This window comes from Nocardia sp. NPDC050435 (genome assembly GCF_040655395.1).
Taxonomy (GTDB): Bacteria; Actinomycetota; Actinomycetes; order Mycobacteriales; family Mycobacteriaceae; genus Nocardia.
In genome coordinates, this window is sequence record NZ_JBFAJW010000007.1 from 281,369 (window position 1) to 306,363 (window position 24,995).

General features: G+C 68.6%; 24 protein-coding genes and 1 riboswitch. Of the genes, 17 read left to right on the plus strand and 7 right to left on the minus strand.

Annotation, left to right across the window (positions count from 1 at the left end):
• The first annotated feature begins 20 nt into the window (after nt 1-20).
• The 4 genes from AB0I43_RS22825 (at nt 21) to AB0I43_RS22840 (ending at nt 4,623) form a co-directional block, all read left to right on the plus strand.
• Nucleotides 21-1,100, plus strand: a complete 1,080-nt coding sequence (locus AB0I43_RS22825; RefSeq protein WP_356973925.1) for a M48 family metalloprotease — start codon at nt 21-23, stop codon at nt 1,098-1,100.
• A 383-nt stretch (nt 1,101-1,483) separates the two neighbouring features.
• On the plus strand, nt 1,484-2,638 hold the full coding sequence (locus tag AB0I43_RS22830; protein WP_356973926.1) for a DUF4349 domain-containing protein: 1,155 nt from the start codon (nt 1,484-1,486) through the stop codon (nt 2,636-2,638).
• Nucleotides 2,592-2,825, plus strand: a complete 234-nt coding sequence (locus tag AB0I43_RS22835; RefSeq protein ID WP_356973927.1) for a DUF167 domain-containing protein — start codon at nt 2,592-2,594, stop codon at nt 2,823-2,825. The genes AB0I43_RS22830 and AB0I43_RS22835 overlap by 47 nt, the downstream gene beginning before the upstream one ends.
• A gap of 556 nt (nt 2,826-3,381) precedes the next feature.
• A complete protein-coding gene (locus AB0I43_RS22840; RefSeq protein WP_356973928.1) occupies nt 3,382-4,623 on the plus strand; it encodes an FAD-binding oxidoreductase in 1,242 nt (413 codons plus the stop codon).
• Between the two features lie 493 nt (nt 4,624-5,116).
• Here the strand turns inward: AB0I43_RS22840 and AB0I43_RS22845 are convergent, their stop codons facing one another.
• Nucleotides 5,117-6,337 (minus strand): NADP-dependent isocitrate dehydrogenase, encoded by a 1,221-nt coding sequence (locus AB0I43_RS22845; protein ID WP_356973929.1) that lies wholly within the window; start codon nt 6,335-6,337, stop codon nt 5,117-5,119.
• Nucleotides 6,338-6,623: 286 nt separating this feature from the next.
• Nucleotides 6,624-8,126 carry an MFS transporter gene (locus AB0I43_RS22850; protein ID WP_356973930.1) on the minus strand — a complete coding sequence of 501 codons (1,503 nt, stop codon included), beginning with the start codon at nt 8,124-8,126 and terminating at the stop codon, nt 6,624-6,626.
• 139 nt (nt 8,127-8,265) lie between these two features.
• Here AB0I43_RS22850 and AB0I43_RS22855 point away from each other — a divergent pair, with 139 nt between their 5' ends.
• On the plus strand, nt 8,266-8,970 hold the full coding sequence (locus tag AB0I43_RS22855) for a TetR/AcrR family transcriptional regulator (protein ID WP_356973931.1): 705 nt from the start codon (nt 8,266-8,268) through the stop codon (nt 8,968-8,970).
• Nucleotides 8,971-9,059: 89 nt separating this feature from the next.
• Nucleotides 9,060-9,170: riboswitch (SAM riboswitch) on the plus strand.
• A 74-nt stretch (nt 9,171-9,244) separates the two neighbouring features.
• Nucleotides 9,245-10,381, plus strand: coding sequence for a homoserine O-acetyltransferase (locus tag AB0I43_RS22860; protein WP_356973932.1), 1,137 nt, complete (start codon nt 9,245-9,247; stop codon nt 10,379-10,381).
• 1 nt (nt 10,382) lies between these two features.
• Here the strand turns inward: AB0I43_RS22860 and AB0I43_RS22865 are convergent, their stop codons facing one another.
• Nucleotides 10,383-10,697, minus strand: coding sequence for a hypothetical protein (locus AB0I43_RS22865; RefSeq protein WP_356973933.1), 315 nt, complete (start codon nt 10,695-10,697; stop codon nt 10,383-10,385).
• 295 nt (nt 10,698-10,992) lie between these two features.
• On the minus strand, nt 10,993-11,238 hold the full coding sequence (locus AB0I43_RS22870; RefSeq protein WP_356974122.1) for a DUF3017 domain-containing protein: 246 nt from the start codon (nt 11,236-11,238) through the stop codon (nt 10,993-10,995).
• A gap of 228 nt (nt 11,239-11,466) precedes the next feature.
• Between AB0I43_RS22870 and AB0I43_RS22875 the strand changes: the two genes are divergently transcribed.
• From AB0I43_RS22875 to AB0I43_RS22890, 4 genes are all read left to right on the plus strand, one after another.
• On the plus strand, nt 11,467-12,009 hold the full coding sequence (locus tag AB0I43_RS22875; protein WP_356973934.1) for a carboxymuconolactone decarboxylase family protein: 543 nt from the start codon (nt 11,467-11,469) through the stop codon (nt 12,007-12,009).
• Between the two features lie 43 nt (nt 12,010-12,052).
• The gene (locus AB0I43_RS22880) at nt 12,053-12,517 is read left to right on the plus strand and encodes a tRNA (cytidine(34)-2'-O)-methyltransferase (RefSeq protein WP_356973935.1); all 465 of its coding nucleotides are present in this window, start codon (nt 12,053-12,055) and stop codon (nt 12,515-12,517) included.
• A 140-nt stretch (nt 12,518-12,657) separates the two neighbouring features.
• Nucleotides 12,658-13,839, plus strand: coding sequence for an MFS transporter (locus AB0I43_RS22885; RefSeq protein WP_356974123.1), 1,182 nt, complete (start codon nt 12,658-12,660; stop codon nt 13,837-13,839).
• Nucleotides 13,836-14,483, plus strand: a complete 648-nt coding sequence (locus tag AB0I43_RS22890; protein WP_356973936.1) for a TetR/AcrR family transcriptional regulator — start codon at nt 13,836-13,838, stop codon at nt 14,481-14,483. Before AB0I43_RS22885 ends, AB0I43_RS22890 begins: the two co-directional genes overlap by 4 nt.
• A gap of 52 nt (nt 14,484-14,535) precedes the next feature.
• On the opposite strand, the gene AB0I43_RS22895 is transcribed toward AB0I43_RS22890, so the two are convergent.
• Nucleotides 14,536-16,188, minus strand: a complete 1,653-nt coding sequence (locus tag AB0I43_RS22895; protein ID WP_356973937.1) for a hypothetical protein — start codon at nt 16,186-16,188, stop codon at nt 14,536-14,538.
• A 373-nt stretch (nt 16,189-16,561) separates the two neighbouring features.
• On the opposite strand from AB0I43_RS22895, the gene AB0I43_RS22900 reads away from it, so the two are divergent.
• The 6 genes from AB0I43_RS22900 to AB0I43_RS22925 all read left to right on the plus strand — a co-directional run bounded on the left by AB0I43_RS22900 (nt 16,562) and on the right by AB0I43_RS22925 (nt 22,362).
• On the plus strand, nt 16,562-17,767 hold the full coding sequence (locus AB0I43_RS22900) for a lipid-transfer protein (RefSeq protein ID WP_356973938.1): 1,206 nt from the start codon (nt 16,562-16,564) through the stop codon (nt 17,765-17,767).
• 57 nt (nt 17,768-17,824) lie between these two features.
• Complete coding sequence (locus tag AB0I43_RS22905; RefSeq protein ID WP_356973939.1) at nt 17,825-18,262, plus strand: SRPBCC family protein; 438 nt, start codon at nt 17,825-17,827, stop codon at nt 18,260-18,262.
• Nucleotides 18,263-18,284: 22 nt separating this feature from the next.
• Nucleotides 18,285-19,157, plus strand: a complete 873-nt coding sequence (locus tag AB0I43_RS22910; protein ID WP_356973940.1) for a MaoC/PaaZ C-terminal domain-containing protein — start codon at nt 18,285-18,287, stop codon at nt 19,155-19,157.
• A gap of 76 nt (nt 19,158-19,233) precedes the next feature.
• Nucleotides 19,234-20,112 (plus strand): SDR family oxidoreductase, encoded by an 879-nt coding sequence (locus AB0I43_RS22915; protein WP_356973941.1) that lies wholly within the window; start codon nt 19,234-19,236, stop codon nt 20,110-20,112.
• A 27-nt stretch (nt 20,113-20,139) separates the two neighbouring features.
• Nucleotides 20,140-21,402, plus strand: coding sequence for an acyl-CoA dehydrogenase family protein (locus tag AB0I43_RS22920; RefSeq protein WP_357432632.1), 1,263 nt, complete (start codon nt 20,140-20,142; stop codon nt 21,400-21,402).
• A 102-nt stretch (nt 21,403-21,504) separates the two neighbouring features.
• The gene (locus AB0I43_RS22925) at nt 21,505-22,362 is read left to right on the plus strand and encodes an alpha/beta hydrolase (protein WP_356973943.1); all 858 of its coding nucleotides are present in this window, start codon (nt 21,505-21,507) and stop codon (nt 22,360-22,362) included.
• Nucleotides 22,363-22,367: 5 nt separating this feature from the next.
• On the opposite strand, the gene AB0I43_RS22930 is transcribed toward AB0I43_RS22925, so the two are convergent.
• A complete protein-coding gene (locus tag AB0I43_RS22930; RefSeq protein WP_357432633.1) occupies nt 22,368-23,138 on the minus strand; it encodes a hypothetical protein in 771 nt (256 codons plus the stop codon).
• An 88-nt stretch (nt 23,139-23,226) separates the two neighbouring features.
• Nucleotides 23,227-24,162 carry an alpha/beta fold hydrolase gene (locus AB0I43_RS22935; RefSeq protein ID WP_356973945.1) on the minus strand — a complete coding sequence of 312 codons (936 nt, stop codon included), beginning with the start codon at nt 24,160-24,162 and terminating at the stop codon, nt 23,227-23,229.
• A gap of 53 nt (nt 24,163-24,215) precedes the next feature.
• Between AB0I43_RS22935 and AB0I43_RS22940 the strand changes: the two genes are divergently transcribed.
• The gene (locus AB0I43_RS22940; RefSeq protein ID WP_356973946.1) at nt 24,216-24,995 is read left to right on the plus strand and encodes an exodeoxyribonuclease III; all 780 of its coding nucleotides are present in this window, start codon (nt 24,216-24,218) and stop codon (nt 24,993-24,995) included.

Here is a 24,995-nt window from a genome sequence, read left to right on the forward strand (position 1 = left end):
ACCTGGGGGAGTGCGGCGCTGTGTCACACGGGGGAGAGAGCTTCGGGTCCACACTCTGGGCGCGGGTCGTCGCGGTGCTGCGGCCCGAGCGGCGGTCCCAGCGTCCGGAACCGATCCCCGAATTCCTGGAGTACACGCCCACTCCGCTGCTGTGGCCGGTGCGTACGTGGCGGCGGCGCGTGGAATCGGCGGCGCAGCTGATGGTTTCGCTGCCGTCCATCGCGACGAGCACGGTGCTGGTGTGCGTGCCGTTCGCGACGTTCGGGCCCTGGGGCGCCGCCGGGGCCGGGGTGCTGTGGCTGGCCTCCGGTGCGCTCGCCTTCCTGCCGAACGACGATGTCGTGCTGGCCCGCGTCGCCTACGGGTACCGGCGACCGCGGCCGGCGGAGCAGGCCGTGCTCACCGAGGCGTGGGAAAACGTCACGCGCACAGCGCGCGTCGCGCCCGCGGACTACTCGCTGTGGGTGCAGGACGCCGACCACCTGAACGCCTTCGCCGCGCCCGGCGGCATCGTCTGCGTCACCTCCTGGGCGGTCGACGCCCTGGACAGTCGCCAGCTCGAAGGCGTGCTCGCGCACGAACTCGGCCACCACCTCGAGGGCAAGAAGTACCTGGCCACCCTCGCCCGCTGGTACTCGGTGCCGGTCAAACTGCTCGGCCGGGTCGTGGGCCGGGGCCTGTCGCGGGTGGTCGCGGTCGCGGAACGGGAAGCCGAGGACACGCCCGTACTCGCCCTGGGCATCCTGCTGCTCGGGGGTCTGGGCCTGTCCGCGCTGCTGCTCACCCCGTTGATCGCCGCCCTGCTCCTCCTGATCGGGCCGCTCGCCGCCGCCGTTCTGCTCCTGCTGCTGCTCGTCGCCGAACCCCTTGGCCAGGCCCAGCTTTCGCAACGCGAAGAGCTGCGCGCCGACCGCGTCGCCGTCGACCTCGGCTACGGCCGCGACTACCGCGAGGTCCTCGACGAGTGGATGGACGAACACGACTGGGAAACCGCCGCCGCCCTGCGCTGGCTCAGCACCCATCCGCTCTCCGACACCCGCATCGAAGCCGTCGAAGCCCGCATCCACGAACACCGCCACTTCGGCGCGCGCGAGCGATGAATTCCACCGCTCCGAGAGGTCGGTACTGACGGGGCCGACACCGATTCCGAGGAGCGGACATGAGGTCTGGGGGCGCATCACGTTGACCGAAATCGTCGTGCACGGCTGGGATCTCGCGCGCGCGATCGATCGCCCCTTCGCCCTGCCCGAACCGACCTTGCGGGCCTGCCATGACCACGTCGCCGAGTTCATCCCGAACAGCCCGGTCCCGGAGCTGTGGGGGCCGCGGTCCAGGCGCCCGCCGGCGCGCCGCTGCTCGAGCGGATCGTGGCGATCACCGGCCGGGACCCACAATGGACTCCCGGGAGTCCGGCCGCCGGACACCGGTGGCCGGGCCCGGAAAATTCTCGGTGACCGGCGGCGGCAGCGGTTACGCTGCGGGCATGCGAAAGCTTGCGGTTCTGTGTGCGGGTCTGCTGAGCCTGGCGGTGCTCGTGGGCTGCGGAAGTGGCGGCGGTTCGGATTCCGCCGCGCCGGGCCGGGGGTTCTCCGCGACACCCGCACCGGCGGTCGCGCCGCCCGGGTTCCGCGAGCAGTCGCCCGGGGACAGCAAGCAGCCCGGTGCGGAAGTGGTGTCCCGCAAGGAGGTCGTCACCGGCTCCGTGCAGATCGTCACCGGTGACCCGATCGCCGCGGCGGGCAAGGTCGCCGATCAGGTCACCGCCAGCGGCGGGCGGGTCGACGCGCGCACCGAGCAGCCCGGCACCGACGACGAGGACGACCGCCCCAGCGCGTCACTGACCGTGCGAGTGCCCGCCGACAAGACCGACGCGTTCATCAACGGCCTCGGCACGATCGGCCGGGTCACCGAGATCAGCACCAACCGTGACGACGTCACCATGCAGTGGGAGGATCTGGACGCCCGGATCAAGGCGCTGCAGGCATCGGTGGACCGATTGCGCGCGCTGATCTCCAGCGCCACCAACACCGCCGATCTCATCGCCGCCGAACAGGCCCTCTCCAGCCGCCAAGGCGAACTCGACAGCCTCACCGGCCAGAAGCGCCACCTCGACGACCAGGTCGCACTGTCCACCCTCACCCTCTCGCTCAGCACCGACGCCGAGCACTCCGACGACGGGCCCACCAACTTCTGGGACGGCATCGTCGAAGGCTGGAACTCACTGGTCGCCTGGCTGAAGGACGCGGTCGTCTTCACCGGCCAGGCGATTCCCTGGCTCGGCTTCCTGGCCGTGCTCGGCGTAATCATCTGGGGCCTGGTGAAACTCATCCGCCGCCCCCGCCGCGCAGCCGCCGGCCCGGCGCAGTCGGCCCACGCGGCCGCCCCTACCCCTGTCGTTGCCGAATCCGGTGATCCCGCTGCTGCTCCGGCTGTTGTCGGCCCTGCGGAGTCGGCTACTCCGGCCGTTGCCGAATCCGGCGATTCCGCCGGTGCCCCTGCCGTCGTCGGCCCTGCGGAGTCGCCCACCCCGGCGGTCGCCGATCCCGCTGTCGTCGAGCCTGCGGAAACCAGCACCGCGACAGGAGAATCGAGTGCCCCCACTGGTGGTAAGGGCGACGATAAAACCGAACAGTCGTAAAGCCCCGCTAGTCGAAACCGACCCCGACGGCGCCCTCACCCTGTACGTCCGCGCACCCGCCGTCGAAGGCAAAGCCAACAAGGCCGCCATCGACCTCCTGGCCGCCCACTTCGGCGTCGCGAAAAGCGCCGTCCACCTGACCGCCGGAGCCACCTCCCGCCACAAACGCTTCGAGGTCGATCGCTGAACGCGCGGGGCGCCAGCTGGCGCGCATTGGGTCACGAGGTTGCGCGTGCTGTGCGCCGCTGGTGCGCGCGGGTTTGTCGGCCGCTGCCGCCGATCGTTCAGCTCCGGATCGTCGGCACATGCCGAGACCTGCAGCGCGGCCTTGCTTTCGGAATCCGACACGGTAGTTTCCCAGGCACCGTGGACGGGCTGACGCCTGCGACTCAGGCACAACCGATCCGGCCGGATGTCGCCACGGGGAAGAGTGGTGCAGCGCTCGACTGCGGGGTTCGGCGGGAAGCTGAGATGTGCTGCGGATCTGGCGGGCAGGACTCGGGTGAAGCCGGCGGAAAACGCGCATCCGCTCCGATAGGCTCGGGTGCATCAGTCCTCAACTGTCGCGTGCGGCGTTTCTGCGGGCCGCGATCGGAACGGGAGCGGCCGCCGCGGTCAGCTCCGTGTCCGGCGTGGCTGCTCACGCACAACCGACTGTGCCGCAGAGGGATTCGCCCGACTGGGCCCGGCTCGCGACTCGACTGCGCGGATCGGTGGTCCAGCCCGCCGATGCCGAGTACCCCATGGCCAAGCAGCTTTTCGATCCGCGATTCGACGCGGCGCGACCGGCTGCGGTGGTCCGGGCGGCGAACGTCGACGATGTGCGCGCGGCCGTCGCCTTCGCGAACGAGCAGGCGCTGCCGGTCGCCGTCCGCGGGGGCGGTCACTCCTACGTCGGCGCTTCCGCGGCCGACGGGGCGATGGTCGTCGACCTGCGGCTGTTGAACGAAATCGGTTACGACGCAGGGTCCGCGGTGATCGGCGCGGGCGCCTCGGTCATCGCGGTTCAGCAAGGCTTGGCCCCGTTCGGGCAGACGCTGCCGCTGGGCACCTGCCCGACCGTCGGCATTGCCGGGCTCGCCCTGGGCGGCGGTGTCGGCGTGGATTCGCGCCTGTACGGACTCACCTGTGACCGGCTCACCGCGGCAACCCTGGTCCTGGCGGACGGTTCGGTCGAGCAGGTATCCGCGACCCGGCGTCCGGAGTTGTTCTGGGCGCTGCGCGGCGGCGGCGCGGGGCTCGGCGTGGTCACCTCGCTGACCTTCCGCACCTGCCCGACCGCCCCGAAAGACATTGTGCGCCTGAGTTTCCCGGGCGCCACGGCAGAGCAGGTGCTGACCGGCTGGGCGCGGTGGCTGCCCGACACCGGCCGCTCGGCCTGGGCGTCGGTGGAGCTGAGCGTCGACGACGCGGGCGCGATCACCAGCACGGTCCTGCTGGTCTGCGCCGCGGGCACCGGCACCGCGACGGCCGCGCGACTGGCCGGGATCGTGGGCGCGGCACCGGGCGGAGCCGGCCCCGAGACGCTCGATCACGCGGCCGCGGTCCTGCGCCTGGGCGGCGGCCGCATCGACACGCCGCGCACGGTCACCGTCGCGGGATCGGACGTGCTGAGGGAGGTCACGCCGGAGTCGGCGGCCGCCGTGGCGGCAGCCGCCGCCGAACTGTCGACCATCGGCGGTCAAGGCATGGTGCTGGTCGACCCGCTCGACGGCGCGGTCCGCGACATCCCCGCCGACGCCACCGCCTGCCCGTGGCGCGCGCACGGCGCACTGCTGCAATGGCTGGTCGCCGACCCGGACTCGCCGGACGCGGCCAGGGGCTGGATCGACCGCGCACACCACTCGGTCGCCCGGTTCTCAGCGGGCGGATACAGCAACTACCTCGAAGCCGACCACCCCGCCGAGCGCTATCTCGCGGGTAATGCGAAGCGCTGGAACCGAATTCGCGCGGAAGTCGATCCACACGGCCGGTTTGCGCGCTAGCGCCGCTGGACGCCTTCGATCCGCAGGACATCCGAACCCTCAGCGGTCAACCGCAGGCTGTCGCATCTGGCCGCCCATGTTGGTTGTCGCCGTCGCACCTGGCCGCCCCGGGTGGGTGGTCGTCGCAGCTAGCCAGCCTCCGGTGGTAGTCGCCGCCGCGGCCTGCAGTCTGGAGGTGGGCAGTCGCCGTCGTACCCGGCACCCCGCAGCCACCGCCGAACCTGGCAGCGATGCCGGGGCGCGGGAGCGAGAATCCGCCCGCCGATCCGCTAATCCACCGCCCGGCGATGCCACTCCGCCGACCTGCGAATCACACGACCTCCGAAAACAATCCGGGCACCCGTTCACCGATCGCGGTGGGCGGGTGCCCGTTTCCGGTCGCAGCGACCAGCAGTGGTCGCTCGATCCAGCCCGGCGCTGGGTCCCTGGAAGGGAAGCCAACCCAGCGCCGGGGGTGCCCGGCGAGCGTCTCAGCTCGGCCCGGCTGTCGAACTCACTTGCGCAGTGCGCGAGCCAGGTTGACGTCCAGCGCGCCGAGGAACTCCTCGGTGCTCAGGTAACCCTGGTCCCCGCCGACGAGCGCCGCGAGGTCCTTGGTCATCTGGCCGCCTTCGACGGTCTTGATGACGACGTCCTCGAGGGCCTGCGCGAAGCCGATCACCTCGGGGGTGTTGTCCAGCTTGCCGCGGTGCTCGAGCCCACGCGTCCAGGCGAAGATCGACGCGATCGGGTTGGTCGAGGTCGGCTTGCCCTGCTGGTGCTGACGGTAGTGCCGGGTGACGGTGCCGTGCGCGGCCTCCGCCTCACAGGTCTTGCCGTCCGGGGTGAGCAGCACCGAGGTCATCAGGCCGAGCGAGCCGAAGCCCTGGGCCACGGTGTCGGACTGCACGTCGCCGTCGTAGTTCTTGCAGGCCCAGACGTAGCCGCCCTCCCACTTCATGGAGGAGGCGACCATGTCGTCGATGAGGCGGTGCTCGTAGGTGAGCCCGGCCGCGTCGAACTGGGTCTTGAACTCGGCGTCGAAGATCTCCTGGAAGGTGTCCTTGAACATGCCGTCGTAGGCCTTCAGGATGGTGTTCTTCGTGGAGAGGTATACCGGGTAGTTCTGCTGCAGGCCGTAGTTGAACGAGGCCCGCGCGAAGTCGACGATCGACTGCTTGAAGTTGTACATGCCCATGACGACGCCGCCGTCCTCGGGCATTTTCACGACCTCGTGCACGATGGGCTCGCTGCCGTCCTCCGGGGTGAAGGTCAGCGTGACGGTGCCGGCCTGGTGCACCTTGAAGTCGGTGGCGCGGTACTGGTCACCGAAAGCGTGCCGGCCGATGATGATCGGCTTGGTCCAGCCGGGTACCAGCCGGGGCACGTTGGAAATAATGATCGGGGCCCGGAAAATGGTGCCACCGAGGATGTTGCGGATGGTGCCGTTGGGCGACCGCCACATCTTCTTCAGCCCGAATTCCTCGACGCGCGCCTCGTCGGGGGTGATGGTGGCGCACTTCACGCCGACGCCGTGCTGCTTGATGGCGTTGGCCGCGTCGATCGTGACCTGGTCGTCTGTCTTGTCCCGGTACTCGATGCCGAGGTCGTAGTACTCGAGGTTCACGTCGAGATACGGATGGATCAGCTTGTCCTTGATGAACTGCCAGATGATCCGGGTCATCTCGTCGCCGTCGAGTTCTACGACGGTGCCTTCAACCTTGATCTTGGACATGGATCTTCGTGTCCTCCTAGGATGGTGCCCTCATTGCACGGCCAGGTGAACACGCTTGTGAGCGGACCCCAGCTGTTCCAACAGACAACGTATATGCCCCGCGTTGTCGGCGGGCCATGTGGTCAAACAAGACAAGCGTACTGCTGCTAACGATCTCACGGCGCGGCAGTACCCCTGAGTGAGAATGGTGACGAAAGTTACTGATTAGTACTTTTGTCCATTATTTGAGAATGGCAAGGTCCGCGTATCGCGAGTTGCTCGCGATACGCGGACCCTATTGCCCGGTTCAGACGTGGACGGGAATCTTCACGCCGTCCTCGGCGCCCTCGATCAGGTTCTGCGGCTTGTCCCGGATCATGAACGCGATGATCGGGATGGCGGCCAGGAAGAAGCCCGCCCCGACGTAGAAGGCGACGTCGTAGGAGTGGATCGACGCGCGCGCCACCAGGTTGTCGATGCCGGGGTGCTCGGCGACGTAGTCCTTGGCGGCCTGGACCGAGATGGTGGTGAGCAGGGCCGTGCCGACCGCGCCGCCGACCTGCTGGGCCGCGTTCAGCAGGGCGCTGGCCACGCCCGAGTCGGCCTCGTCCACCTGATGCAGCGCGACGGCCTGCATGCCGACGAACAGCGGGCCCATGCCGAGCGCGATCAGGAACTGCGCGGGCAGCACGCTGGTGGCGAAGCTGTCGCCGAAGCTGAGCTGAGCCAGGAACACCAGGCCGATCACGCCCAGCGCCGCGCCGACGATCATCAGCGGGCGCGGGCCGAACTTCGGCAGCAGCGCGCTGGTGGCGCCCGCGGAGATGGCGATGCCGGCCGGGAACGCCAGGAACGCGACGCCCGCTTTCAGCGGTGTGTAACCGAGCACGTTCTGCAGGTAGAAGCTCAGGAACAGGAACATCGCGAACATCGCGATCGGGATCAGCAGGGCGGCCAGCAGTGCGCCGCCGCGGTTGATCTCGCCGGGGATGCGCAAGGGCAGCAGCGGGTTGGCCGACCGCTGTTCGATGAACACGAAGGCCGCGAGCAACGCGACGCCCGCGACCAGCAGGCCGAGGGTGCTGCCGCTGGTCCAGCCGTGCTCGGCGGCCCGGCTGAAGCCGTAGACGATGCCGATCAGGCCCAGGGTGACGGTGATCGCGCCGGGCACGTCGTAGCCGCCCGTGCGGGGCAGCGGGAGGTCCTTGATCACGAAGCTGAACGCGCCGACCAGGGCGAGAATCGCGATCGGGGTGTTCACCAGCAGGGTCCAGCGCCACGACGCGTACTCGGTGAGTGCGCCGCCGGCGATCAGGCCGATGGCCGCGCCGCCCGCCGAGATGCCTGCGAACACCGCGAACGCGCGGGCGCGCTCCTTGGCCTCGGTGAAGGTCACCGAGAGCAGCGAGAGCGCCGCGGGTGCGAGCAGAGCGGCGAAGGCGCCCTGCAGGCCGCGGCCCGCGAACAGCTGCGCGCCGTTCTGTGCGAGACCGGCCAGCGCGGAGGCCGCCGCGAAGCCGACCAGGCCGATCATGAAGATCTTGCGCCGGCCGAGGTAGTCGGCGAGCCGGCCGCCGAGCAGCAGCAGGCCGCCGAAGATCAGGGTGTAGGCGGTCAGCACCCACTGGGTGTTGCCGTCGCTGATGTGCAGGTCACGTTGTGCGAAGGGCAACGCGATGGTGACGATGGTGGCGTCGAGCACCACCATGAGCTGGGCCAAGGCGATCACGCCCAGTGCCCACCACCGGGCCGAGCCGCCTTGTTCGCCGGGAACGTCGGAAACGTCCACCGCTGGCGCGGTATGGGTCACGGGATTCTCCCTCGGGTTCGTTCGGAAGTACGCAGAAGATCCTGACACCGCGCGACTTTTGGCGTCAAGAGAAAAATGTCGCGATGCGACATTTGACTCATCCGGTCAACTAGGGGAATGGGCTGCGTTACAGTGAGGCATGCTCGACACATCGACCGGCAGCGCCGCCGATCCCGGACCAGCGCGGGGCGGTGGCACCACGGCACCCGCTGGACTGCGCGAACGCAAGAAGCAGCAGACCCGGGCGCGGATCATCGAGGTCGCGCTGGACCTGTGCGACGAGCACGGTTTCGAGGCGACGACCGTCGAGCAGATCGCCGACGCCGCGGACGTCTCGCCGCGCACGGTCAACCGGTACTTCGAGATCAAAGAGGACATCATCCTCGGCCCGGTCGAGGATTTCGGCGAGGCCGTCGCCGGCCGGCTGCGGGCCCAGCCGACGATCGGCAACCCGCTGCAGGCGCTGTGCGACGCCTTCCTGGACATGGTCGAGCGCGGCGCGCGCGCCGACGCGAGCGACGCCGTCTCGCTGCGCCGCTTCCAGAAGATGCAGCGCATCGTGCACAACAGCCCGGCCGTCAATACCCGGGCGATGGAATTCGGGGACCGCAAGTCCGCGGCGCTCGGTGCGGCACTGGCCGACCGGCTCGAGGTGGCGCCCGGCTCGCTCACCGTCCGCCTGGCCATCGCGACCTGGCAGATGATGTGCCACATCGCCTTCGCCGAGGACGAGGAGCTGATCCTCAGCGGAGATCCGGAACAGGCGGCCGCCGCGGCCCGCACGACCGTGCTCGGCGCGCTGGCCGAGCTGCGCCGGCTCTGTTGCGGCCCGACCGCCGATTAGGGCCGCTACCGGCGGTTTCGCCGTGCCCGACGGCGATCGCCTCGACATGATTTCAATGGTTGACCGACCGCCAGTTACCATGTTCGTTAGGTCATGAGTGCCAGCGCGAAGCCCCGGCTCGCTGGTCGGCAACCCTCCAGCAGCGGTGGGGTGCTCCGGGTGATGACCCGGCTCTCGAGGGACGAGAGCAAGCGCGCTGTTCAGGAGGCCCCCACATGTGTGCACAAGTTCACCGCCACAAATTCGCGGTTTGCCGTGCGATCGGCCGGCTGGCGTGACCGTGGAGACCGAACCGAGCGCCCGCTGCCTACTACCCGCGCCGGACGGCCGGCTCGGCACGATCGCGATCGGGGACGTGCGCCTGGAGAACGGCGCCGTGGTCCCGGACGTGCGGCTCGCGGTGCAGCGCTGGGGTGAGCTCTCGCCCGCGCTGGACAACGTGGTGCTGGTCGAGCACGCGCTGACCGGTGATTCGCACGTCGTCGGCGCCCCCGACGGGCTGCATCAGTTGGCCGGCTGGTGGGACGGCATGGTCGGGCCCGGTGCGCCGATCGACACCGACGAATGGTGTGTCATCGCCACCAACGTGCTCGGCGGCTGCAAGGGCAGCACCGGCCCCGCCTCGCTCGCGCCCGACGGCAATCCGTGGGGTTCGCGTTTCCCCGAGATCTCCATCCGGGATCAGGTGACCGCGGAGATCGCCCTGATGGATCTGCTCGGCATCGACCGCCTGGCCGCGGTCGTCGGCGGTTCGATGGGCGGTATGCGGGTGCTGGAGTGGATGATCGGCGCCCCGCGGCGCGTCGCCGCGGCGCTGGTGCTCGCGGTCGGTGCGCGCGCCACCGCCGATCAGATCGGCACGCAGACCACGCAGATCGCCGCCATCAAGGCGGATCCGGATTGGCAGGGCGGCGATTATCACGGCACCGGCCGCGCCCCGATGACCGGCATGGGCCTGGCGCGGCGCATCGCGCACCTGACCTATCGCACCGAGGGCGAGCTGGATCACCGCTTCGAGAATCACGCCCAGGGCACCGAGGATCCGTGGCGCGGCGGCCGGTACGCGGTGCAGAGCTACCTCGAGCATCAGGCCGAAAAGCTCTGTGCCCGTTTCGATCCCGCCACCTATGTGCTGCTCTCCGAGGCGATGAACCGGCACGACGTCGGCCGCGGCCGCGGCGGCGTCGCGGCGGCGCTGGCCTCGACGCCGGTGCCGTGCGTGGTCGGCGGCGTCGATTCCGACCGGCTCTACCCACTGCGCAGCCAGCAGGAACTCGCCGACGGGCTGCCGGGTTGCGCCCGCCTCGAGGTGGTGCACTCGCGCGACGGCCACGACGGATTTCTCACCGAGGCGGCCGCAGTGTCCAAGCTGCTGCTCGAGACCATGCGCCTGGCGCGGGAGAACCGCTAGCTCACGGCGTTTCGAGCACGCTCCACGGGCCGGCGGTCCAGCCGTCCGGTTCGTGCGCGGCGGTGCTGCGCCAGGTGGCCGTGGCCGAGCCGTTACCGAAATGGCCCTGGTAGGCGTTGGTGCGTGTGGCGATCAGGTAGTAGCCCGCGAAATCGGGTTGGGGCACCGGCAGATACGCGCACACCAGCCCGGCCGCCATGGCCAGATCGCGGGCGCTGGCCGTGCCGACCGGGGCCGCTCCATTGCCGCAGGCGTAGGCCGCCACTGTCCACAGCGGGAACAGGTCGCAGTCGATGCCATCGAACTTGCCTGGCATGCCGTCTCCCTACGCTGGGTCGGTGCATCGGACCGGCCGCCAGGATTTGGACGGCACCCTTTTAGGCTATGGCTCGACTTTACGCCGCGGTGTTGCCGCAGTGATGCCTCTCGACTGTCCTTGACAGGGCATTTCACTGCCGCACGGCGGGCCTCGGCGATTCGGCCGCCGAACCGGAGTCCGCGAGTGCGGGCGGTGTCCAGGTTCGGGCGGCGGGTGGAGCGCACCCGGCCTGACGATGGGATGCTTTGCGCGCGAGGCCGATCCGTCGGCACGAGAGTGGCGGAGAGTGCGGCTACTGCACCCCGAGCGTGCTGATGGTGGCGGCGAGGAAGACGATGGCCGATCCCAGCAGGGTCAGCGCCGCGACATCGAAGGGCTTGCTGCGAACCGCGAGCAGGCCGACCCGGGCGGTCGGCAGGGCCAGCCGCAGCGCGGCCGCGAGCAGCGTGGCGCCGCCGAAGAAGAACGCCCCGCGCCGCCACCGATCGCCGGCCACGAACACCACGGCCACGACGACGACCACGGCCACCAGCACCATCGGCAGGTGCACGCGCAGGAACTGTGCGCCCGCGCCGCCGGGATGCCGTTCGGTGGTGTCGCTCACGCCGACGATTCTTGCAGGCGCGCTCGTCCCGCGGCCAGCAGCCCTCGGGAAACCCTGTCCCGATCCGGGAGTGTGGGGTGAGCGACAGCCCAGAGCGCTACTACAGCACGTAGTTCGGGCGTACGGTGAAGAACACCGACCGAGTACACAGGGGTACAGGATATGCGCGCACTCACTCGAATCCGGCACTACGCCAGCGCTTTCCGGCAGGCCAAGCGTCATCGATCCGATCTGCCCGGCTGGCTGGCGCGCCGCCCGCTGATCGGGTTCGCGGTCGCCGTCTACGAGACCATGCTGTTGCTCAGCAACCGATTGGACCCGAAGCTGAAGGAACTGGCCGAACTAAAGGTCGCGGGCCTGGTGAACTGCGAGTTCTGCCTCGACATCGGCTCCGCGCTGGCCCGATCCGCCGGACTGAGCGAGCAGCAGATCGTCGACCTGCCGCGGCACCGCACCAGCGCCGCCTATACCGACCTGGAGCGGCTGGTCATCTCCTTCGCCGAGGCCATGACCGTGACCCCCGCGATCGGCCTCGACGACCTGCGCGCCGACCTGCGCACCCACCTGAGCAAGGCCCAGCTCACCGAGCTGGCGGCCGCCATCGCCTGGGAGAACCAGCGCGCCCGCCTCAATCAGGGGCTCGGGGTGCGCCCGACGGGCATGAGCGAGGGCGGCGTCTGCGCGCTGCCCGAGCGACCCGCGTAGGCGGTAAACACCCGGTCGCGCGGGCCTGGTTGACTGGTGCGTTGTGTTCCGCCTGATGTTTCATGAGCCCGCGATCCCCGGAAACACCGGCAACGCGATCCGCATGGTCGCGGGGACCGGGTGCGAACTGCATCTGATCGAACCCCTGGGCTTCGATCTGTCCGAGGCCAAGCTGCGCCGCGCCGGGCTGGATTACCACGACCTGGCCTCGGTGACGGTGCACCAGAGCCTGGCCGCCGCCTGGGCCGCGCTGTGCCCGGACCGGGTCTTCGCGTTCACCACCCAGGCCGCCACGCACTACACCGAGGTCGCCTACCGCAGCGGCGACGTGCTGCTGTTCGGCACCGAACCCACCGGCCTGGCCGCCGAGGTGCTCGACGATCCGCACCTCACCGCGCACCTGCGGATACCGATGGTGCCGGGACGGCGGTCGATGAATCTGTCGAACGCCGCGGCCGTGGCCGTCTACGAGGCGTGGCGCCAGGTCGGATTCCCGGGCGGGGTCTAGGGCTACCGGCCGGGGTGGCCGAACTCACCGGCATCCGGGGAGCAAAGTCGACGCTCGCGATAGTTGACCCCTGTGTGACTACGCCGACCGCAGCCACCGCACCGCCGAGCACCGAGCGGGCGAATTGGCATGTCCCCGCCATGCTCGCGCTGGCCCTGGGCGGGTTCGGCATCGGCACCACCGAGTTCGTGTCCATGGGTTTGCTGCCGAATATCGCCGCGGCCATGGACGTGTCCGAGCCATCGGCCGGCCACGCGGTCTCGGCCTACGCGCTCGGTGTGGTGGTCGGCGCGCCGGTGATCGCCGCGCTGTGCGCGCGGGTGCCGCGCAAACGGCTGCTCGTGTGGCTGATGGTGGCCTTCACCCTCGGAAACGCGGCCACGGTCCTCGCGCCCACCTTCCAGACTCTGCTCGCCGCGCGTTTCGTGTCCGGCCTGCCGCACGGCGCGTATTTCGGCGTCGCGTCGCTGGCGGCGGCCTCGCTCGCGCCCGTCGGTCAGCGCGCCAAGGCGGTGGCCGCGGTTATGCTCGGGTTGAGCGCCGCCAACGTTGTCGGCGTTCCCGGCGCCACCTGGCTCGGCCAGCATCTCGGCTGGCGCGACGCGTATCTGGTGGTCACCGTCATCGGTATTGCCACCATCGCCGCACTGCTCGCGTTCGTCCCGGAGCTCACCGGCTTCAAGACGACCAGCCCGCTCACCGAGCTGGGCGCGCTGCGGCGTCCGCAGGTGCTACTGACCTTGGCGGTCGGCGCGGTCGGCTTCGGCGGCATGTTCGCCGTGTACACCTACATCACCACCACGCTCACCGATGTGGCGGGCCTGCGCGCGGGCCTGGTCCCGATCGTGCTGATGCTGTTCGGCCTGGGCATGATCGCGGGCAATATTCTCGGCGGCGTGCTGGCCGACCGCGGCGTTGACCGCTCGATCTTTCTCGCGTTGATCGCGATGGCAGTGATCCTGGCGGGCTTCGTCGCCGCGGCCCATCATCCGATCACCGCGGGCCTGGGCGCGTTCCTGGTCGGCGCCTCCGGCGCGGCGCTCGCGCCGGGACTGCAGACCCGGCTGATGGACGTCGCCGCCGACGCGCAGACCCTGGCGGCCGCGCTCAATCACGCGGCGCTCAATATCGCCAACGCCGCCGGCGCCTGGCTGGGCGGCCTGGTGATCGCCGCGGGCCTGGGTTACACCGCGCCCGCCGTGGTGGGCGCGGGCCTGGCGGTCGCGGGCGTGCTGCTGTTCACGCTCACGGTGTGGGTGGCCCGGCGCTCGGCGGCCGGAGAACATACAGATCTGTATGTAAATGCTAGAATGCGCGGATGACCAGGATCTTAGGGGGCGCCAAGCGGCCGCGCCGGACGCAGGAGCAGCGTAGCAGCGAGATGCGCACGCGGTTGCTCGACGCCACCATCGACTGCCTGGTCGAATTCGGATACGCGGGCACCACCACCCCGCGGGTGGCCGAGCGCGCCGGTGTCACGCGCGGGGCCCAGGTCCACCACTTCGGCTCGAAGAACGATCTGGTCGTGGCGGCCATCAGCCATCTGGCGCAGCGCCGCACCGAGGCCGCCATGCAGGAGATCGGCCGGATCAAGGCCGGGCCGGATCCCATCGCCACCGTGCTGGATTTCCTGTGGGAACTGCACCAGGGTCCGCTGTTCATCGCGGCCATGGAGCTGTGGGTGGCGGGGCGCACCGATCCGGTGCTGGCCGCCGCCGCGGGCAAGGTCGAACCGTTCGTCAACAACGCCGTGCTGATGGCGCTGGCCCAGTACGTCCCCGACGAGGTGACCCGGCGCGACGCCCGCGATTTCGTCTACACCGCCATGGACGCCCTGCGCGGCATCCTGGTGTCGAGCTTCATCGATTCCGATCCCGACCGCGCGCACCGGCGCTGGCAGCGCGCGTCCACGCATCTGCGCGAGGCGGCCAAGGTGTCGCTGCCGGGTATCCGGCTCACCGAATGACGAAAGCCGCGGCGGGCGAATCCGGTTCGCCCGCCGCGGCCTTCGGTGCGCGCTAGTGCTGCCGCGGCAGCAAGTGGACGCCCGCCTTGTCGGTGGACAGCGCCAGTGAGCTGATGTACTGGATCTCGCCCTCCGGTCCCGGGGCCGCCGAGGCGATCATGTCCGGGCGCTCGAATTCCAGGCCGGTGGCGACGCAGGTCAGCGTGGCGCCGGACGGGTTGCCGTGCTCGTCGAACATCGGCAGGTCGATGCCGTCGTCGGTGCGCCGCAGGTAGTACTTGCCCTTGGTGAGCACGGCGGTCAGCGGCGTCGCGACGAAGGCGACCAGCACCGCGACGATGGGCGAGTACGGCTTCAGCAGCTCGCCGAACAGGCCGAAGAAGGTCATGATCGACAGCACCGCCGACAGTCCGAAGCCCACCAGGCCCACGGGATTGAAGTCGTAGAGCATTCCGCGCCGGAACTCGGGCACCTTCGGTGAGATCTTCAGGACGTACTTGTTGATCGCGATATCCGTGGCGACGGTGACGATCCAGGCGATGCCGCAGTTGGCGTAGAAGCCGAGGATGCTGTTGAGGAAGTCGAACATGTTGGCTTCCATCAGGATCAGCGCGATCGCCAGGTTCACGCCCAGGAAGACCAGCCGGCCCGGGTAGGTCTTGGTGACCCGGGTGTAGGAGTTGGTCCAGGCCAGCGAGCCGGAGTAGGCGTTGGTCACGTTGATCTTGATCTGGCTGATCACCACGAGCACCACCGCCAGCGTCATGGCCAGCCAGCCCGGCACCATGTCGCGGTAGATCTCCAGGAACTGGTGCACCGGCTGATTCGCGATGCCCTGGGCGGCAGGCAGATTCGCGATCAGATAGACCGCGAGGAACAAGCCGACGACCTGCTTGATCGCCCCGAACAGCACCCAGCCCGGGCCGGCCAGCAGCATCCAGGTCCACCACCGGCGCCGGTTCTCCGGCGTGCGCGGGGGCATGAAGCGCAGGTAGTCGATCTGCTCGGCGATCTGCGCGATCAGCGACAGGCAGACGCCGGCCGCCAGCAGGGTGCCCGAAACACTGACGCCCACACCGTCTTTGCCGCCGTAGGCGAAGAACGAGCCGACCGAATCCGGATGCCGGACCACCAGGAAGGCGAAGGGCAGCACCATCAGCAGCAACCACAGCGGCGTAGTCCACACCTGCAGTTTGGCCAGGGTGTTCATGCCGTAGATGACCAGGGGGAAGATCAGCACCGTGGACAGCAGATAGCCCAGCCACAGCGGAATTCCGAGCCCGAGTTCCAGGCCCTGCGCCATGATCGAGCCCTCGAGCGCGAAGAAGATGAAGGTGAACGACGCGAACACGATATTGGTGATCACGGAGCCGTGATAACCGAATCCGCTACCGCGGGTGATCAAGTCGAGATCGATGTTGTAGCGCGCCGCGTAATAGGCGAGCGGAAAACCGGTGAGCATGACGACGATCGCGAAAACCGCGATGCCGAGCAGCGCGTTTCCGGTGCCGTGCGCGATACCGATATTCGCGCCGATGGCGAAGTCGGCCAGGTAGGCGATGCCGCCGAGGGCCGAGATCCCGACGACGGCCGGGCTCCACTTCCGGTAGCTGCGCGGTGCGAAACGCAGGGTGTAATCCTCCAGCGTTTCGTTGGCTGCCGCTATCCCGTCGGCGTTCGTCGGGCGGGTGTCGACATCGACCACGTTGTTCTCCTCATCCCCTCACCGAATACAAAGCAACCCGGTGAACTTCCCGCGCGGATGTGGACGGGCAATTTCCGAACCATTACGTGGCTGTTAATCGGGCCCAGTCGTGAGGGAGGTCACATTCGCCCGGTTTGCGAGTCCCGGCCGACTGTGTTGCGACCACATGAAGCCGGCCTCGCTCAGCTACATACACCTTCAGCTGTATGTCAATACCAAGGCGATTAGCCCGCAAAATCGCCAGTTTTCGCGCTCTGGCCGCGACTCCCTTGTGCAGTTACGTGCATCTCTGTATGTTTGTGGCAGCTCGGTCCGCACGGATCGGTCACCCACGTCCGCCGCGGGGTCGGACGAGAGAGATCTGAGGAGTTCGATGACGAACAAGGTCTACGTCGTCGGCGTCGGCATGACGAAGTTCGAGAAGCCGGGCCGCCGCAAGAACGAGGACGGCACCGACTGGGACTACCCGGACATGGCCCGGGAATCCGGCACCAAGGCCCTGGCCGACGCCGGCATCGACTACCGCGAGGTCGAGCAGGCCTACGTCGGCTACGTCTACGGCGAATCCACCTCCGGCCAGCGCGCGGTCTACGAACTGGGCATGACCGGCATCCCGGTGGTCAACGTCAACAACAACTGTTCCACCGGCTCCACCGCGCTCTACCTTGCGGCGCAGGCGATTCGGGGCGGCTTGGCCGAGTGCACGCTGGCGCTGGGTTTCGAGAAGATGCAGCCCGGCTCGCTCGGCTCCACCTGGGACGACCGGGAACAACCGATGGCCAAGCACATCATGGCGCTCGCGGAGATCTCCGAGGTGCTGTTCCCGGTGGCGCCGTGGATGTTCGGCGCGGCCGGTCGCGAGCACATCAAGCAGTACGGCACCACCGCCGAGCACTTCGCCAAGATCGGCTACAAGAACCACAAGCACTCGGTGAACAACCCGTACTCGCAGTTCCAGGACGCCTACTCGCTCGACGACATCCTCGGCTCGCGGATGATCTACGACCCGCTCACCAAACTGCAGTGCTCGCCGACCTCCGACGGATCCGGCGCGGTGATCCTGGCCAGCGAGGATTTCGTGAACAAGCACGATCTCTCCGCCCAGGCCGTGGAGATCGTCGGGCAGACCATGACCACCGACTTCGCCTCCACCTTCGACGGCACCGCCAAGAACCTCATCGGCTACGACATGAACGTCCAGGCCGCGCGCAAGGTGTACGACCAGGCCGGGCTCGGCGCCGAGGACTTCCAGGTCATCGAACTGCACGACTGCTTCTCCGCCAACGAACTGCTGCTCTACGAAGCGCTGGGTCTGTGCGGCGAGGGCGAGGCCGGCAAGCTCATCGACGAGAACCAGACCACCTACGGCGGCAAATGGGTGGTGAATCCCTCCGGCGGGCTCATCTCCAAGGGACACCCGCTGGGCGCGACGGGTCTGGCGCAGTGCTCCGAGCTCACCTGGCAGCTGCGCGGCACCGCCGACAAGCGCCAGGTCGACAACGTCACCGCCGCGCTGCAGCACAACATCGGCCTCGGCGGCGCGGCGGTCGTCACCGCCTACCAGCGCGCCGATCGCTGAATCCATCACCCACCACCGGGTTCCCGGCGTGCGCCGGGACGACGAAGGAGTCATCTCATGGGACACATCGAAGCCACCAAAGACGTCAACGCCACCCCAGAGGCCCTGTGGGCCGTGGTCGCCGACCCGCAGACCTGGGAGAAGTGGTTCTCCATCCACGAACGCTTCATGGAGGAGCCGCCGGCCACGCTGACCGCGGGGTCCAAGCTGGTCGCCAAGATCGTCATGCTCGGCATGGCCAACAAGCTGGAGTGGACCGTGGTCTCGGTGGACGCGCCGAACACGCTCACCCTCGGCGGCACCGGAATGGCCGGTGTGAAAACCGAATTCACCTTCGACATCCAGCCCAAGGCCGAGGGCGGCTCCGTGGTGAAGGTCTCCGGCGACTTCGAGGGCGCGCTGATCAAGGGCGCGCTGGGCAAGGCGGTGGAGAAGGACGGCCTCAAGCAGCTCGACAAGTCGCTGGAGCAACTGGACGCGCTGGCCGCCGCCTGATCGCCGAGCCGAGGAGAGCGCGATGAGCGAATCAACCGCCCGGCTGGTGGAATTCGACGACGCCGGTCTGAACACCTGGTGCGACGACGAGACCTTCGCGGTGACCGCCGAGCGGATCGCCGAGTACGCCGCCGCCACCAACGATCCCATCGAGGCACACCTGGCGGGCAAGATCGCCTCGCCGGTCTTCGCCATCGTCCCGGTCTTCGAGGCGATGATGATGCCGGTGATCGAGGTCGCGCCGATGGACATCTTCGGCCGGGTCGTGCACGGCGAGCAGGACTTCCACTTCCACCGGGCGATCCAGCCCGGGGACGAGCTGGTCTCGCGGGCCAAAGCCGTCGGCTACACCAGCCGGTCCAACGGCAGCACGATCACCATCCTGATCGAATGCCGCACCGCGGCAGGCGAGCTCGTCAACGAGCAGTACCTCACGGCGTTCTTCCGCGGTATCGACGCGGGCAAGAGCGTCGGCACGCCCGCGCCCGCGCACAAATTCGACGAGACGCTGCGCGATCAGCAGCCGGTGGCCGTGGTGCCACAGCACGTGGATCTGGACCAGACCTTCCGCTATGCCCCCGCCTCCGGCGATCCGGTGCCGCTGCACCTGGACGAGCAGGTGGCCAAGGACGCGGGCTTGCCCGGCATCATCGCGCACGGGCTGTGCACCCAGGCGTTCGCCTCCTGGGCGGTGCTCACCTCGGTGGGCGGCTCGGATGTCCACCGGCTCAGGCGATTCGCGGTGCGGTTCGCCAAGATGGTGTTCCCCGGCGACGACCTGGAGACCCGGATCTGGAAGGTGGGCTCCGGCAACGGCGTCACCACCTATGCCTTCGAAACCGTGCGCGGGAGCGATGTCGTGCTCAGCGACGGCCTCGCCGAGATCGCCGACTGACCCTCGTCGTTCGGCGAACCGACCACCCCGTCATCCCCGGCGAACGCCGGGAACAACCCACAGGAGTCCGCACATCATGGGTGCACTGGAAGGAAAAGTCGCCGTCATCACCGGCGCGGGCCGCGGTATCGGCCGGGAACACGCCCTGCTGTTCGCCCGCGAGGGCGCGGCCGTCGTCGTCAACGACCTCGGCGGCAGCAATGCCGGGGAGGGCACCGATGTCGGCCCCGCCCAGGAAGTCGCGAACGAGATCATCGCGGCGGGCGGCAAGGCCGTCGCCAATACCGAGAACATCGCCGGCTGGGACGGCGCGAAGAAGCTGATCGACCAGGCGGTCTCGGAGTTCGGCCGGTTGGACATCGTGATCAACAACGCGGGCATCCTGCGCGACGCGTTCCTCGCGGGCATGGACGAGGCGCAGTGGGACGCCGTCGTGGCCGTGCACCTCAAGGGCCACGCCGCCGTGCTGCATCACGCCGCCGCCTACTGGAAGGCGGAGAGCAAAGCGGGCAATCAGCCGCACGCCGCGGTGGTCAACACCGCCTCTGCCTCCGGTGTCACCGTGCCGAACGCGGGCCAGGGCAACTACGGCGCCGCCAAGGCGGGCATCGCCGCGCTGACCTTGGTCGCGGCCGACGAGCTGCAGCGCTACGGCGTGCGGGTCAACGCCATCGCGCCGATCGCCCGGACCCGGCTCACGCTGGCCACGCCCGGGATGGGCGAGATCATGGCGGCCGAGGCCGAATACCTGGAAGAGGGCGATTTCGACGCGTTCAGCCCGGCCAATATCTCCCCGCTGGTCGCATACTTGGCTTCGGACGAGTGCGCGATCACGGGCAAGGTGTTCGCCGTGCAGGGCGGTGCGATCTCCGAGCTGGCCGGCTGGCACGACGTGAAGACGATCGAGACCGAAGGCCCCTGGCAGATCGACGACATCGCCGCCCGGCTGCCGTGATCCGCCCAGACTGCTAGGAGAACAACGATGTTCGAATGGTCCGAGACCGATGTGATGATCCGCGACGCGGTGCGGGCGTTCATCGACAAGGAAGTGCGCCCCCACCTCGGCGCGCTGGACAGCGGCGAGATGTCGCCGTATCCGGTCATCCGGAAGCTGTTCAGCGAGTTCGGTATCGACGCCATGGGCGGCGAGGCGGTGGACAAGCTGCTGGCCCGGCAGCGCAAGATCGAAGCGGCGATCGCCGCGGGCGAGCCCAAGCTGGAGAAGAAGGAGAAGTCCGGCGGCGGTAGCCCGTTCGCGGGCCAGGAATCGCTGATGGCGGTGCTGATCGCCGAATTGTCCGGCGTCTGCATGGGGCTGGTCACCGCCATGGGCGTGTCCATCGGCCTCGGCGCCACCACCATCCTGTCGCGGGGCACGCTCGCGCAAAAGGAACGGTGGATCAAGGACATCGTCACCATGCAGAAGGTGGCCTGCTGGGCCATCACCGAACCCGACTCGGGCTCGGACGCGTTCGGCGGCATGAAGACCTACGTCAGGCGCGACGGCGAGGACTACATCCTCAACGGGCAGAAGACCTTCATCACCAACGGCCCGTTCGCCGACGTGCTGGTCGTCTACGCCAAACTCGACGAGGGCGACGGCGCGGACAAGCGGGAGCGCAAGGTCCTGACATTCGTCCTGGACAAGGGTATGGAGGGGCTCACCCAGGGCAAACCGTTCAAGAAGATGGGCCTGCACTCCTCGCCCACCGGTGAACTGTTCTTCGACAACGTGCGTGTGGGCAAGGATCGTCTGCTCGGCGAGACCGAGGAGCACAAAGGCGGCGACGGACGCGAGAGCGCCCGTTCGAGTTTCACCGCCGAGCGGATCGGCGTCGGGTTCATGGCGCTGGGCATCATCAACGAATGTCACCGGCTGTGCCTGGATTACGCGAAGAACCGCAAGCTGTGGGGGCAGGAGATCGGGCGGTTCCAGCTGGTCCAGCTCAAGCTGGCCAAGATGGAGGTCGCGCGGATCAACGTGCAGAACATGGTGTTCAACGTGCTCGAGCGCGGCCGCGCGGGGAAGCCGCCGAGCCTGGCCGAGGCTTCGGCGATCAAGCTGTATGCCTCGGAGGCGGCCACCGAGGTCGCCATGGAGGCGGTGCAGCTCTTCGGCGGTAACGGCTACATGACCGAGTACCACGTCGAGCAGCTCGCGCGCGACGCCAAGTCGCTGATGATCTACGCGGGCAGCAACGAAATCCAGGTGACGCATATCGCCAAGGGCCTGCTGGCCCAGTGAGTTCCGGGCCCGGGTGCCGCGCGCGCCCGGGCCTCGGCTCATCGAAACCGTTCCAGCGCATCGGCTCCCGATGCGTGCCGTTCGCAAAGGGGCGACCGGACGATGATCAGTGAAACCACCACCCGATACAACGGAGTCGGCACCCGCGCCCTGTCGGTGACGGGCTCCGGAACCCCGATCCTGCTGCTGCACGGCTACGCCGACAGCGCCGACACCTGGCGGGGTGTCCTGCGGGAACTCGAACGCCGGGGGCGCACCGCCTACGCCGTCGACCTACCCGGCTTCGGGCTGGCCGATCCGCGGTTGCCCGGACCGCTCACCCCGCAGTTCGAAGCCTTCGTCGACGCTCTGGTCTCGGACCTGGGACCTGTTGTACTGGTGGGCAACTCGCTCGGTGCCGCCACCGCTTTGCGCGCCGCCGCCCGCGCGGCCGACGATTCGGTCGCCGCCGTGGTCACGCTGGACGAACCACTGATGGCCCGGCACTGGCTGTCCCGGGCCGCCCGGCTGAGCGACTTCGCCTGGTTCTTCCGCCTCGTCGCCGCCTTGCCCGTCCCCGACCAGGTAGTGCACTGGTGCGTCCGCCGCGCGGTGGGCCTGGTCGTCTACGGACCCGGTCACCGCGCCGACGCCGAATTCCTCGCTACCGCCACCCGGTCGATCCCCGATATGCGTGCCGCGGCCGCCCGCGGCGGCGACGCCATCCGCTATGCCCGCGAAAACCCCGACGGCCACAGCGAATTACCCCTCGATCGTCCCCTCCTGATCCTGCACGGCGCACAGGACCGCATCATCCCCGTGGCCGCCGCCCACGCCCTGCACGCCCTGCTCCCCACCAGCGAACTCACCATCCTCCCCGGCGTCGGCCACTGCCCCCAACTCGACGTTCCCCACCAGATCGCCCAGCTCATCCTGGACTTTCTCGCCCGTACCACGGAAAACCGCTCCGCCACAGGCTGATCCGATTAGTTCACCGCGGCCCCCGGGTTCTTCAGCAAGTCGAGAACCTCACCCACGGACACAGAGAGCGCACCGAGCATCTCCGTATGGTGCGCCTGAGTCACCGCCAGCGTGTCGAGCCGTTGGGTGTGCTGGGCTTGGACCTTTGTCAGGGTGTCGAGTTGTTCGGTGTGCTGGGCCTGGACTTCCGCCATGTCGTCGAGACGTTCGGTGTGCTGGGCTTGGACTCTCGCCAGAGCATCGAGTCGTTGAGAGTGCTGAGCCTGGACTTCCGCCATGCTGTCGAGGCGTTCGGTGTGCTGGGCTTGGACTCTCGCCAGAGCATCGAGTCGTTGAGAGTGCTGAGCTTGGACTTCCGCCAGACTGTCGAGCCGTTCAGTGTGCTCCGCCTGGACTTTCGTGAGGGCGTCGAGTCGTTTGGTGTGTTCGGCTTGGACTTTCGTGACGTTGTCGAGCCGCCTGGTGTGTTCGGCTTGGACTTTCGTGACGTTGTCGAGCCGCCTGGTGTGTTCCGCCTGGACTCTCGTCACCGCATCCAGCCGCCGCGTGTGCTCGGCCTGGATTCGCGTCACGACCCCGAGCTCGCGGCTGTGGTGTCGCTGGGTGGCGATGACCGCGCCCAGCAGGCGGCCCAGCTGCTGGTGGCCGTGGCGGACCCGGCGGTAGGTGTGGCGGGCGAGGACGGCGGTCTCCTCGGTGGTGCGACCCTGTTTGGTGACCACCTCGTACACGTCGGTGACGTCGTTGCGAAGCTGCTTGATGTCTGCGTTCCCCATGCCCGGCAACGCTAGACGGCTCGGGATGGGAGATCCAGACCCTGATGCGGATTGTGTATAACTCCGTGAGCTGTGGATATCTCGCGATTCAGATCGCGCGCAGGTGGCCGCGGCTGGCGTAGACGTGCTCGGCGATGAGCGTGGCGATGCGCTCGGGAGCCTCGAGCATCGGGACGTGGCCCACGCCGTTCATCATGATGCGATCGGCGGAATCGGGCAGCTCTCGGAGGTAGCGCCGGGCGTAGACCCGGTTGGGGATGACCCGATCGTGTTGGGCGAGCAGCAGGCGGACCGGGGTCGGCAGGTCGGCCAGGTCCGACAGTGCGGGGGCGCGGAAGGTGCCCATGATTAGCGGCATCATGGCCTGGCAGTGCAGCGCCGCCTCGATCACCGCCGCGGTGTCCGCGCGCGGGACCGCGGCGGATTTCTTCACCAGTAACAGCTTGGTCAGGCGGTGCGTCAGCGGATTGTGTTTGACGAATCCGCCCACGTGCTTGCCGATTTCGATGATGGGGACCAGCGAGAGGAATTTCAGCCCAATCCGGAATTGCGTGAGCGAGGGCGCGTTCCAGCCGCCGGCGGGCGCGATCAGCGTGAGCGTGCGGGCCCGGCCGCGGCGCGCCAATTCGATGCCGACCCAGCCGCCGAGCGAATTCCCGGCGATATGGCAGGTGCGCCAGCCCATTTCGTCGAGCTGGTCTTCGATGCGGTCGGCCAGGGTGTAGATATCGGTGGACCAGCCGTCACCGGCCACCCCGCCCCAGTGGCCCGCGAAGGCCGGAGCGAACACCTCGCACTGCGTGGCCAGGCGGGTCGCGGTCTGCTCCCAGCAGTGCGGCGACAGCATGAAGCCGTGCAACAGCAGCAGAGGATCGCCGGAACCCAGGTGCAGGGCCGCGACCGGGCGCGGTTCGGTGGAATTGCGCTTCGGGGGAGCCGCTCTGGGTGGCTCGGGGCGCGTGGATTGTCCGATGTGCGAAACATTTCTGCCGTTTCGCGGCGTGGGCTCGGTGGAATCCGACATCGTTGTCGCCGCCCTTTCGGGAGATTGCCTGACCAGCATTGTACGGTCGTCAGGTGCCATACATCATCTCGACCGTGAACGTAAATGGTGTCCGCGCGGCCACGGGCAAGGGCATGCTCGAATGGCTCGCGGCCACCGAGGCCGACATCGTCTGCGTGCAGGAGACGCGCGCCACCGACGAGCAGACCCGGGCCGCACTGGCCCCCGCCCTGGACAGCGGCTGGTTCCTGGCACACGCCGAGCCGGAGTCCAAGGGCCGGGCGGGCGTCGGGATCCTGTCCCGCCGGCAGCCGTCGGCGGTGCGGATCGGGTTCGGCAGCGCGGAGTTCGGCGCGTCCGGTCGCTACCTCGAGGCCGATTTCGAGGACGCCACCGTGGCCAGCGTGTATGTGCACTCGGGCGAGGAGAACACCCCGCGCCAGGACGAAAAGTACCGCTTCATGGCCGAATTCGGCGCCTACCTGAAGACACGCGCGGGCGCGTACGTGGTCTGCGGCGACTGGAACATCGCGCCCACCGAGCTCGACCTGAAGAACTGGAAGGGCAACCTGAAGTCGGCCGGCTTCCTGCCCGAGGAGCGCGCCTGGATCGCCGAACTGCTGGCCGCCGGTTACACCGACGTGGTCCGGCAGTTGCACCCCGCCGTCAGCGGCCCCTACAGCTGGTGGTCGTACCGCGGCCGCGCCTTCGATAACGACTCCGGCTGGCGCATCGACTATCAGCTGGCGCTCGGCGCGCTGGCCGAGCGAGCCAAGCAGGCCGTCGTGGAGCGGGCCGCCGCCTACGACCAGCGCTGGTCGGACCACGCGCCCGTCACGGTGCAGTATCGGTGA